An 11,561-nucleotide genomic window follows, 5' to 3' on the forward strand; every position below is an offset into this window, starting at 1 on the left:
TGGGGATAGCGCGCTTCAAAGCGGATTGTTGCCTGAAGGGGCTGTCGTTCAGTGGCCAGCGGATTACACCGGATGCCGTGGTTAAGGATTATCAGCTAGCCAGTGCCACGCTGGAACTGGCGCGCTTCAAGGAGCAATGTTGTCTGAGGGGCTGGTCGTTGAATAGACAGCTGGTTACGCCGGATATGGTGGTCAGGGATTATCAGGCAGCCAAAGCAACATTGGAACTGGCGCGCTTTAAAGCGGAATGTTGCCTGAAGGGTCTGCAGTTGAAGGGTCAACCGGTGACACCGGGTGAGGTAGTTAACGATTTCCCGAATAGTCTGGAAGGCAAACTGGGGATAGCACGCTTCAAGGCAGAATGTTGCATGAGGAGCCTGTCACTGAATGGCCAGCTGGTCACGGCGGATGCTGTGGTTAAGGCGTTCCCGGATAGTCCGGAAGGCAAACTGGGGATAGCGCGCTTCAAGGCGGATTGCTGTGTGAAGGGCCTGTCGTTAAATGACCAGCTGGTAACAACGGATGCAGTGGCCAAGGATTATCAGGCAATCAGGGCAAGGGTGGAGCTGGCCCTCTTTAAGGAACAATGTTGCCTGAGGGGCCTGCCGTTGAATGGCCAGCTGGTCACGGCGGATGATGTGGTTAAGGCGTTCCCGGACAGTCCGGAAGGCAAACTGGGGATAGCGCGCTTCAAGGCAGAATGTTGCCTGAAGAACCTGCCGCTGAATGGCCAGCTGGTGACACCGAATATGGTGGTTGACCATTATCAGGCAGCCGAGGCAACGCTGGAACTGGCGCGCTTCAAAGCAGAGTGTTGCCTGAAGCGCCTGCCATTGGATGGCCAGCAGGTCATACCGGATGCGGTGGTTAAGGCGTTCCCGGATAATCCGGAAGGTAAACTGGGAATAGTACGCTTTAAGGAACGATGTTGCCTGAACGGCCTGCTGTTGCATGGGCAGTCGGTCACACCGGATGCGGTGGCCAAAGATTGTCAGGCAGCTAAAGCAACACTGGAGCTGGCGCGCTTCAGGGCGGAATGTTGCCTGAGGGGACTGCCGTTGAATGGCATGCCGGTCACACCGGATACGGTGGTCAAGGGTTTTCAGGCAGCCAGGGCAACACTGGAGCAGGCACGCTTTAAGGATCAATGTTGCCTGAAGGGCCTGCCGTTGAATGGCCATCAGGTAACAACGGATGCAGTGGTTAAGGACTATCAGTCCATCAAGGCAACACTGGAACTGGCGCGTTTCAGAGCGGAATGTTGCCTGAAAGGCCTGCCGTTGGGCGGCCTGCTGGTCACACCGGATTCGGTGTTTAACGATTATCAGGCACTCAAGGCAACATTGGAAATAGCGCGTTTCAAAGCAGAATGTTGCCTCAGAAACCTGCCATTGAATGGCCATCTGGTCACACCGGATGCAGTGGTTAGGGCTTTTCCGGACAGTCCGGAAGGGAAACTGGGCACAGCGCGCTTCAAGGCGGATTGTTGCCTGAGATATTTGCCGTTGAATGGCCAGCAGGTCATACCCGAAGCAGTAGTAGAGGATTATGAACGCGGTGGCTTGTTGCTCGAAAGGGCTATTTTTTATTCTCAGCTGGCATTGAATGCAAGGAAATTGAATGGCAACTATCTGGCTAACCAGGACGTATTGGAAGCGTTCAATAAAGTATCCGGAGATCATTCTTCAAGGAAAACCAACTATCTGATTCAAAGCCTGAAACAATCTCAGCAGTACGATGAAACTGATGAAGCCCGGGATATACTTCAAGGTGCCTGGCAAATCCTGAACAACGTACCGATCAAAGACGATGAGCAGCATCGGCTGCAATGCATATTGAAATTCATGGCCATGCAAAATGCATTGACAATTGACCATCAGGCAGTATCAGCAGAACAGGTATTCCAATCAATCCGGGCACTCAGGAGCTCATTTCAGAATTCACGGATACATTTCTTCTTCCTGGCACATTGCCATATTACGGGACAGTCTATTGGCGGACGGGAAATCAGTAAAAGTCAGGTCCTTGAATACCTTCAACGGTTTCCTGAAAGAAGCAAAATGCGTCATGCTTTAGGCCACTGGTTTGAGCAATGCAGTTCTGAAGCCAATATAGTGGATAAAATGCTGTTTAGAGGGGAACACGTCGTTGCCCCGGGCAATGATACAAAGAGTTCCAGCCCCGGCCGCAACGCAAAATGGGTAGCGGTGTCCGTTGCCAACGGCAGGAAAAAACCATTGCCCTGTCAATACCGGGATGAAGCAGAAGAAAATGTGTCGGCCAGTCAGGCCATTACCGACAAGACGGTTCACCCACTGAAACCATTGTCAGCTACATGCTCAACAGGCAGACCCGAATTCCCGGACAATCAGGTTCCGCAGGTAAATGTACAAACACTGAAAGCACTGGAGATTATTCAGGAAGTCAATGGTTCCTGTAGCCATCCACCCATTCTGGTTACCGGTTCATACTCGCGCTTTTTACAGAGCCTCTGCACATCATTTAATGATATTGACATTATCTGCTCAACAGAAGCGTCTGCCAGGACACTCTTTGGCAAGCTGCAGGCACTGAACACCGACAATTATTCAGATATCCCCAAAAGCATCATTATCTGGCCAATCCTGGGATGTCAGGCAATCAAACTGCCTGAAGCCTACAGTATTGATCTGAAAGACGGTGATTTGGGTACGAAAGTCATGGAGCTTAATGTCAGTGTTGACGCCAGAATAACCACTGGACATGATGCGCGATTGGCTGTTCACGTTCCTGGCGTCGAGAGGCCGGTCATGTGCCTGTCGTTTGCTGAAGAAACCAGGTTAATGAACGATACGCTGGAATACCTCGCTGATAACCTTGACCCGCTGACCGATCGATTGCAAAAAGGGGAGGTACTCAACATACCACGAACCATTCTTTTTAATTTCCCACAAAACACCGATGAGTGTATTTTTGGCTTGCTTATGCGCTCCCTGCTGACCCTGAACAAAGCCAGGCAATTTATCGCCCTGCACTCTGAACAACCTCCTGACTATCGGACTGACCAGCTTCAGGAAGAACAACAACGTCTTTATACGCTGACTGCGAATCTTCAAACGAAGTTGGCTAACCATGCCTGCCGCAATGATTTTGAGCACAGGGTTAACAACAGGCTGGCGACAAGTCAGGCTGTTAATGATTACCTGATCAAGAGGCAGGAATTTATCAAAGGACTGCTTGCGATGATGCACGCAGGATAAGAGTGGGCAAATTCAACTTAATGAACGTCTGATTGCCGGTAACCAACTCAGAACTTTGGTTAATCCAGTATTTGCAACTAAAATATATTCCACCAGAAAGTGACTGATTAAGCCACACAAAAAAGATCTCTCCATTGGAACTTTTTGAAAAAATAACAATCACTAAAGTAAAGCTGTAGTGGCAGGTACTTTTCATACCATATCCCCCCCTATTCACTACAGACTTTCCCGACAGACAAAGGATTAAACACATGAACCTTCACGCTTTGTTACTTTCTTTGCTGCTTTCTACTTCAGCCATCGCTTTCGCAGGTAATGACTATAACTACACATTTATTAATACCGGCTTTGGCTTCAATAATCAGAACCAGGGCACACAGAATACTGATGGAACGACCTGGTTTGTCAATGGTGCCTATAAAATTCCATCGATACCCGTCATCCTGAACGCGGGATACGCCTATGGACGTATCGATAAAGATGAAGTTGCCAGTAATATCGAGATTGATGGCAGCTCATACTTTGCTGGAGCCAGCCTGCTGTTGAAGCCAACAGACAGATTCCATATCATTCCATCCGTCACCAGTGGCCGACTCAGAAATGGCCTCTCTGTAGATACTGATGAAACAAAAGATGAAGTCACAGCCTACACAGCATCGGTCAGTGCCCGTTATCATCTGGAACGGGGCCTATGGCTGAATACCGGCTATATACAGCAATTTTATGACCGGGATGAAGAGGCCAATACCGGCTTTTTCACTGCCGGAGCAGAATATCAAGTCGATAAGTCCTGGGGGTTTGGCCTTAACTATCGTGGCAATTCTGACCAATACACTACCCAGTTTTTTGTGAAGCTCTTTTTTTGAGTATTACATTTGCAACGTTGTCTATGTATGAACACTAGTGCAAAAAAGTGTTAATACCCTTACACCCCGTTCATCCTGAGCTTGTCGAAGGATGGTGCCACCGTACTTCGACAAGCTCAGCACGAACGGTATGGGTTTCAACGCTTAGCTGTACTAGGAGCTTTGGTTCCGCTTTTTCCGGCGGCTTCCGGTACTCTTCCCCCTGCCTTTTCGTTTAAACGGCTGATTGGAAGGGGCAGACAATCCGGCAACAGAAGGCAAACCATCGTTCATGGTTTGCATCAATAAAGCTCTCAACTCCTGATCAAGCCCCCCCATAAACGCCCCATAACTGCCTTTCCGCTCAACAATATCGTTCAGGGAGGCTTCCCATCGTGCGGTCATATCAGGTGTCGTTACTCTTTCTGGCAATGCATTGACCAGGGCTCTGCCGGTTGCCGATGCATGAATGCTCCGTCCTTTGCGCTCCAGGAACTGGCGCTTGAACAAGAGCTCAATAATACTGGCCCGGGTTGCTTCGGTTCCCAATCCATCGGTTTCACGGAGAATCTTTCGAATATCTTTATCCTGAACAAATCGGGCGATGCCCGTCATGGCCGAAAGGAGTGTTGCATCATTAAATGGTTTCGGGGGCTGTGTCATTTTTTCCTTGAGCTCAGCTTCAGGACAATCAAGAACATCACCTTTGGCCAGCTCGGGTAAAAATGCGCTCTCTCCATTATCCTCATCGCTCTTGTCATCAGAGGAACGCTGATGGCTTTTTCCCGTATTAATCAGAGCCTTCCACCCTTCCTCTACCGTCTGGCGGCTCCCGGCTCGGAAAAGGCCTTTTTCTATTTCAACATCAACGACTCTTTTTCTGAACGTATGATCAGGATAAAACTGCACCACATATTGTCTGGCAATTAATGCATACAACTTGCGATCCAAATCGGACAATCGTTCAATGTCAGTTCTCAGCGACGTGGGAATAATGGCGTGGTGTGCCCCCACTTTTTTATCATTCCAGGCACTGGTTTTCCGTTCTGGCAATGCCTGGTCTACCGCCTTTCCCAGTGAAAACACATTATGGCGGATCGTTGCCAACACTTCTGGTGCCTGAGAGAAGTGCTCTTCGGGCAGATAACGACAATCTGAACGGGGGTAAGTAATCAGTTTCTGCTCATAAAGGCGCTGACAGCCATCAAGCACTGCCTTTGCATCCATACGCAGCTGCCGGGCCGCATCTATCTGCAGTGCCGACAGCGAGTAGGGTAATGGAGGGGTTTCTTTTCCACGCTTGTCTTCAACACGTTTTACCGTACCCTGCTTGCCGGTGATCCGATCCACCACATTCTGTGCCAGCCGCCGATCCAGCACCCGCCCTTCTTCATCCATCCAGTTCTGGCAGGCTTCGCTGGGTATCCATTTGGCTTTGAAGGTTTCGTCTTTTGCCGTTAGTAGTGTGGCAAAAACCTCAAAATAAGGCTTGGGCTGAAAATGTTCAATTTCGGTATCACGCCTGGCGACCAGGCCCAATATTGGCGTCTGAACCCGGCCGATGGAGAGCAGACCATTAAAGCCGACCTTCCGGCCAAGCAATGTGCAGGCCCGGGTCAGGTTAATACCGTATAGCCAGTCTGCCCGGGAACGCGCCAGCGCTGAAACGGCCAGTGGAACAAACTCCTGGTTGGATCGCATCCGCCCAAGCGCCTGGGAAACGGCAGAAGGATTAAGGTCACTGATTAATAAACGACGAACATCTTTTTTACGCTGGGCAGAGAGCTTCAGATAGTCCAGCACTTCATCCACCAGCAACTGGCCTTCACGGTCAGGGTCACCGGCATTGACAATAATATCCGCCCGTTTGAGCAGCTTATTGATGACGGATAACTGTGAACGTCCTCCCTTTCTGGGCCTCAGCTTCCATTGCATGGGAACAATAGGCAGGTGTTCAAGCTTCCATGTCTTGTAGGCCGGGTCGTAGGCATCCGGCTCCTCCTGCTCCAGCAGATGACCTATGCACCAGGTCACCACATCTCCTGAAGCGGACTCAATATAGCCCTCCTGTTTTTTCAGGGGCTTTTTCAAAACATCCGCAATGGCTCGCCCCAGGCTGGGCTTTTCGGCGATAAATAACCGCATTCAAAAACAATCCGGTTTACAATGACTGAAATACTGTTTTTTTATACAGCATATTTCATCATTTGGCGAGCATTCATCTGTTTTCTTACCAGACCAGGTACAACCGGCTATTGTTATTCTTCCAGAGTCCTTGCAAATCTTGCCTCTGCTGATTAAGCATTTCCTTACTCCTTTCCTGGTCTGGTACCGCATCACCCCATTCTGGTGGTATATTCCGGTTGATCTCTGTTTCAGCATCGGCACTGTTCACCGGCACGGCATTAACGTGTACCTCCTCCACAGGTTCTAACCCGGAATCCCGACAGTTTTCTGAAGGCTCGGTATCTTCAACGTCAATATCAACATCAACATCGGAGCGATCAATAAATGGATCCACAGCCCACTGAACAGACTGCTCTTTCTGAGGTACCTCATCACCTGCCTGCCCGCTATCACCGGTGTTTGTTTCCTCTGTGAAGCTGAGCTCACTGGTAAGCACGTTGTCAGCAACTGATCCGGTGGACTCCGGTGCATCACCTTCCGGAACAGGTTCCAGATAAGGTTCATGAGGCTGATCACCACTGCCACAGAGACAACTTGCAGCTTCTTGCTCATCTTCCAGGGTGTAGAAAATCTCATACGGCTGTTCGCAAGTGGTTGGGGGTTGGGGCTGGTGATCTGGATTATGGCCAGCATGACTTTCAATAATGACATTCGGTACCCGGGGAAAATCGATGTCAAGATCAGAAATTGATATTCCTGAGTTTTTATCCTTCTGCTCCCCTGCCAGATAATCACCCAGACACTCCTTTAACATGGCAAATTCCTCACCGTAAACTGCTTCAGCGGCCATCGCTCCGCATAAATGAGCAACCCCCTGTTTCACAGGATCTTTTATGACGGGTTTGACAAAATCAAGTCCATATCCTTTCACCAGGGCCAGTACATCCTGTTCATGTACCTGATAATGAACGGTGATTCGGGGAAAGGTTATTTTTACCCCCTCGGCAGTAGTACAGGAAATATCAGGCACTGCCACCTTCTCAGGCATGATGCTGACAACAAACCCTTCATCGGAAGGCCAGACAGGGTAAACACCAGCAGGATAGACATCATCATAAAATTGGTTTCTATTCCTGAATACCCCCACGCTTCCCTCCGGAACTCTGTAGAGAAAAGGAATATAAGAATAGAAATCATAGGCTTCCGCTTTTTCACCCGGAAAGGGTAAAAAAAGAAGAAAACCAAATAACATCATCTGTTTCTTTTCCACAATTTAACTCCGGGTTTAAATAAAGACTTATCAGGTGCAGTAGTTATAGCAAAGCAATTAGCCAGAAAACGAAAATTAAAAAGGAACTTGTTAATTAATTAATGATCCAAATGTTCAATACCAAACCATCATCGACCAACCCAGAAGACTTCAAGGAAAAATTATTCATGTCCAGCATTAACCCTAATGGGAATATCAGATATCCAAACATGAACCTTGTTGATTCAGAAAATGGTCAGCAAACTGTCACATCTGCCCGAAAAATCAATGAGACCAACGCATCATTTAATTCCAGGGAAAACATCAGGATTGTAAAAGACACTTCAAAAAACACACCCATTTCTTCTTCACCACAAGATCTGGCTGCCGGGGACTCCTCATCTGCAGTCTCCCTTGCTGACAGGACGATGGACACCCCCTCTCCTTCAATTGAGGAAACCATCCAGAATGATACTGGGGCCAAATGGGCTTATGCAATGAAACACAGGCAACAACAACCGGTTAATGATGAACTTATTGAATTATGTGTTGAAGAAGAACTTGTCAGACCATCAAGGGAAATCACGTTTCTGGTGCTATCACAGGAAATGGCAGGATTTAACCAACTTGATAAGGAAACGCAAAATCGACTTATAGAACAGGCAAGAGAAAAAGCCTGCAGCTTTCTCGGTGGTGGATTGAAATCACCTGAAATGATTGACCCTGTGGAAAGCCAGAATCCGCTCAGGCATCGAAAACCCCAATTACCGCCATTGTTGCCTTGAGGTTATACCAAATGTACTTTCTAACTCCCCTTTGACAGCTCCACGGTAGTCTTTTAACTACCAGGGGGGAAAGCACCTTTATCTGGCAGCCCCCCCCCCCTTGAACTAGAATTTTCAAGCTTACAACCGTTAAAGGGTGATCACGATGGAAATGAAAGTTATCGGTCTGGCCATGGCCCTGACCGCTGTACCCCTGACCGCCGTTGCTGCAAGCTCTGACCAGAGTAAAACCCCGACCAACAGTACTAAACCTGCCAAACCCATCACGGAATGGACCTGTGCAGATTACCTTGAACTCCAGGAAAACTACCAACCCTATGCCATTGGCTGGGCCACAGCCTACAGTAAAGCCGGAAAGCCTGAAGATACCGCTTTCGATGTAGAGGGCATTGAAACCATCCGACCCACACTTCTTGAGTTCTGCAACCGAAATCTTCAGGAATCATTCTGGGATAAGGTAAAATCTGAGTTTAAAAAGCACATGTAGTCTTTCAGTAACTCGAACCCGGATATTCACTCCAGAACACCTGCGTCCCCAAAGCAGGTGTTCCCGGTAACGGTTCATGATCAACGCCGCAAATCATGCCACTCTCCGATCAGCCGAAAGATATGGTAACCTGAACACACATTAAAACCCCCGGTTACCAAGCCTATGGCACCTCTGGATTATCTCAAAAAACTGACCTGCGACCGCCCTGAGCCGGTAGCCTGGACACAGCCCAGGGACCTGATTACGGAGACCGAGAGTAACCGGGGGCGCATTATTCAATCAGCAGCCCTGCGACGACTTCAGCAGAAAACCCAGGTCTACCCACTGGAAACCAATGCAGCCGTCCGCAGCCGCCTTACCCACTCACTGGAAGTTCAGCAAACGGGCCGCTACCTGGCGAAAACCATTCTGGATCAGTTAAAACAGAATGGGGAACTGGAAAAGCTCGGCCTGGAAGGCATCGAAACAGCCTTTACCAATCTGGTAGAAATGTCCTGTCTGCTGCACGACGTGGGTAACCCGCCTTTTGGCCATTTTGGTGAAGCGGCGTTCAGCCGATGGGTTCAGAACCATGGCGAAGCCTGCCATCACAAGGCCATGGCAAGACAATCGGCCGTCAATGGCCAAACCGGTCATTCAGAACTTTTTTACCAGGTATTGTTACCGGACTTGTCGGTATTTGAAGGCAACGCCCAGGGGCTGCGCATTATTCATAGCCTGCAGGCACTCAACCTGACCTGGTCTCAGCTGGCTGCCACCATCAAATACACCCGATCACCTGATCAGAACAGGAAATCCGGGTTTGCCTACCGTCAGAAAAAGCCCGGCTTCTATTACTCAGAACACCGCCTGATCCGGGACATCTGGAAACACCTTGAGATACAAGAAAACTGTCGCTTTCCACTGGTCTACATCATGGAGGCAGCGGACGATATTTCTTATTGCATTGCCGATCTGGAAGATGCTATCGATAAGGGCATTCTGTCATTCAGGGGCCTGAGCTTCTGGCTGAAAGAGGTGTGGCAGGAGTTCACTGGCGAAAAGAGCCGGTACCTGCCGGATATCATTAAAACCGCAGAAAACGTTGCCAAAGATAACCCGCAGAACTTTATCCGTCATTTGCGCTCACAACTGGTCCGTGACCTGGTCAACTATGCCGCTAACCGATACCTGCAAAAGCATGCTGAAGTTTTCCATGGTACGTTGGATGAGCCATTAATTGATGGCGGCTCAGACCAGCATCTGGCGCTGAAAACGCTGAAAACGGTCGCCATACGCCATGTGTTCAGCAGTCAGGAGAAAGAAACGCCGGAACTTCGCGGATATGCGGCGCTGATGGGATTACTGGACATTTATCGCCCAATTCTGGAACTTCCCGGAACTGCATTCTCAAATCTCGAGAATCTGGACGATGGCGAACACTTTATCGAGCATCGACTGAATCATCGTTTGTCCCGTAAGTATAAAGCAGCCTATTTGCGGGCTGTGCATCAAATGCGTCAGGAAAAGCATTCTCCCGCTGAAGAGAATGATCTTGAATGGTATTTCCGGACAAGACTGATTCTGGACTATATGAGCGGCATGACGGATCACTTCGTACTTACTGAGTATCAAAGCCTATCGGCAATTTAAACCAGGATGGACGTTTGTGACCTCCATCTTTCATGGTTTTCAGCCATTGCGCACCTTCGCTCTCAAAGTATTTTCTGCTGGCACTATAACCCATGTCATAAATAGACCTTAACTGGTCCGGCTTCACCATAAAAGCGCTGCAGTCCTCGATACCTTCCGGTGCCAGGGAGACTTCTGGCAGGTTGATATTGGAAAATTGCCGGGCAGAGCTGTAGATCTGGAACACTCTGTCCAGCACATCAAATGTATTTGCGAAATGTTCACTGGGCCTGGACATGATCGGGGCAAGGTACATCCCGATATGATGACGACACTGGTCATGTATCAGGTCTGAGGGATAGTTATTGATAATCCCGCCATCCGCGTAGACTGTTCCCTGCCATTTGAGCGGTGTGAACATTGCCGGGTAGGCGGACGATGCCGTCAATGCATTAATCAATGGACCACTGTTAAATACCACCTGTTGGGCCCTGTTCAGATCGGTCGCCACAACATACAGCGGCTTTTTCAATGATTCAAAGCTGTCCTCGGGAAAATATGGCTGAAAGTTTTTCGCAATTTTCTCCGAGTCAATCAATCCGAGTGCATTAAAAGACAAGTTTCGAAAGCTGAACATCCGGGTCGAAACAAAGAAGTCCAGAATCTCTTCCGGTGCATATCCAGCGCTGTGCAGGGCACCCACCACGGCCCCGCCGCTGGCACCGGAAATAATATCCGGCTCTATACCATGCTCTTTCAGGTACTGCAGCAACCCGATCTGAGCCATGCATTTTGCCCCACCTCCGGACAGGGTGAGTCCTAACCGATACGGCTTGTTTTTGAAAAACCCTGACGTAAACATGCTCATTAATTAACAACACTTCTCTGAATAGCAACGTTTCCTGAACAAACGTTTCTTGAAAAAAACGGAAGAAGTCCCCTGGAGCGCCCTTGGAAAGTTTCTACCCAAGCCGACATTATGTCATGAGCCCAGCTTTGCACTAAAGTAAATCTCAACCGTAAATCTCAACCGTAAATCTCAACCGAATCCCGACAAGTCATATAGTCTTTACCAAACCCGTCGTAAAGCATCGCCCAATCGGGCGGTGATATAAGACAGGAGTGCCGGGCCGCGCAGGCGTAGAGCGCTCCGCTTGAGAGTTTGTTCATTCCTTGCTACTTTTACTCGGTCTTTTGTAGACCTACCGTCGGGCA

At 49.0% G+C, this 11,561-nt stretch carries 8 protein-coding genes; 5 read left to right on the forward strand and 3 right to left on the reverse strand.

From position 1 onward, the window contains the following. Both KDK13_RS16400 and KDK13_RS16405 read left to right on the forward strand, forming a co-directional pair. The coding region (locus KDK13_RS16400) for a hypothetical protein (RefSeq protein ID WP_257286059.1) at positions 1-3,239 on the forward strand (3,239 nt) is incomplete at its 5' end. Between the two features lie 251 nt (positions 3,240-3,490). Beyond that, on the forward strand, positions 3,491-4,105 hold the full coding sequence (locus KDK13_RS16405) for a hypothetical protein (RefSeq protein WP_257286060.1): 615 nt from the start codon (positions 3,491-3,493) through the stop codon (positions 4,103-4,105). Positions 4,106-4,258: 153 nt separating this feature from the next. On the opposite strand, the gene KDK13_RS16410 is transcribed toward KDK13_RS16405, so the two are convergent. Continuing rightward, the gene (locus KDK13_RS16410) at positions 4,259-6,229 is read right to left on the reverse strand and encodes a DNA topoisomerase III (protein ID WP_257286061.1); all 1,971 of its coding nucleotides are present in this window, start codon (positions 6,227-6,229) and stop codon (positions 4,259-4,261) included. 85 nt (positions 6,230-6,314) lie between these two features. Continuing rightward, a complete protein-coding gene (locus KDK13_RS16415) occupies positions 6,315-7,481 on the reverse strand; it encodes an SPFH domain-containing protein (RefSeq protein ID WP_257286062.1) in 1,167 nt (388 codons plus the stop codon). Between the two features lie 167 nt (positions 7,482-7,648). Here KDK13_RS16415 and KDK13_RS16420 point away from each other — a divergent pair, with 167 nt between their 5' ends. The 3 genes from KDK13_RS16420 to dgt all read left to right on the forward strand — a co-directional run bounded on the left by KDK13_RS16420 (position 7,649) and on the right by dgt (position 10,367). After that, positions 7,649-8,245, forward strand: a complete 597-nt coding sequence (locus tag KDK13_RS16420; RefSeq protein WP_257286063.1) for a hypothetical protein — start codon at positions 7,649-7,651, stop codon at positions 8,243-8,245. Between the two features lie 145 nt (positions 8,246-8,390). Next, positions 8,391-8,732 carry an acid-activated periplasmic chaperone HdeA gene (gene hdeA, locus KDK13_RS16425; RefSeq protein WP_257286064.1) on the forward strand — a complete coding sequence of 114 codons (342 nt, stop codon included), beginning with the start codon at positions 8,391-8,393 and terminating at the stop codon, positions 8,730-8,732. Positions 8,733-8,897: 165 nt separating this feature from the next. Beyond that, entirely contained in the window at positions 8,898-10,367 is a 1,470-nt protein-coding gene (dgt, locus tag KDK13_RS16430) for a dGTPase (RefSeq protein ID WP_257286065.1), read from the forward strand. Here the strand turns inward: dgt and KDK13_RS16435 are convergent. Beyond that, positions 10,336-11,214, reverse strand: coding sequence for a patatin-like phospholipase family protein (locus KDK13_RS16435; RefSeq protein WP_306671167.1), 879 nt, complete (start codon positions 11,212-11,214; stop codon positions 10,336-10,338). The two genes, dgt and KDK13_RS16435, sit on opposite strands and share 32 nt — an antisense overlap. Positions 11,215-11,561: the final 347 nt, after the last annotated feature.

Origin of the sequence: Endozoicomonas sp. SESOKO1 (assembly GCF_024606265.1) — a bacterium.
Taxonomy (GTDB): domain Bacteria; phylum Pseudomonadota; class Gammaproteobacteria; order Pseudomonadales; family Endozoicomonadaceae; genus Endozoicomonas.

Bases quoted from the DNA above. Each gene is read 5' to 3' on its own strand.
- KDK13_RS16405 (WP_257286060.1), top strand. From the start codon at position 3,491: ATGAACCTTCACGCTTTGTTACTTTCTTTGCTGCTTTCTACTTCAGCC.
- KDK13_RS16410 (WP_257286061.1), bottom strand. From the start codon at position 6,229: ATGCGGTTATTTATCGCCGAAAAGCCCAGCCTGGGGCGAGCCATTGCG.
- KDK13_RS16420 (WP_257286063.1), top strand. From the start codon at position 7,649: ATGTCCAGCATTAACCCTAATGGGAATATCAGATATCCAAACATGAAC.
- hdeA (WP_257286064.1), top strand. From the start codon at position 8,391: ATGGAAATGAAAGTTATCGGTCTGGCCATGGCCCTGACCGCTGTACCC.
- dgt (WP_257286065.1), top strand. From the start codon at position 8,898: ATGGCACCTCTGGATTATCTCAAAAAACTGACCTGCGACCGCCCTGAG.
- KDK13_RS16435 (WP_306671167.1), bottom strand. From the start codon at position 11,214: ATGAGCATGTTTACGTCAGGGTTTTTCAAAAACAAGCCGTATCGGTTA.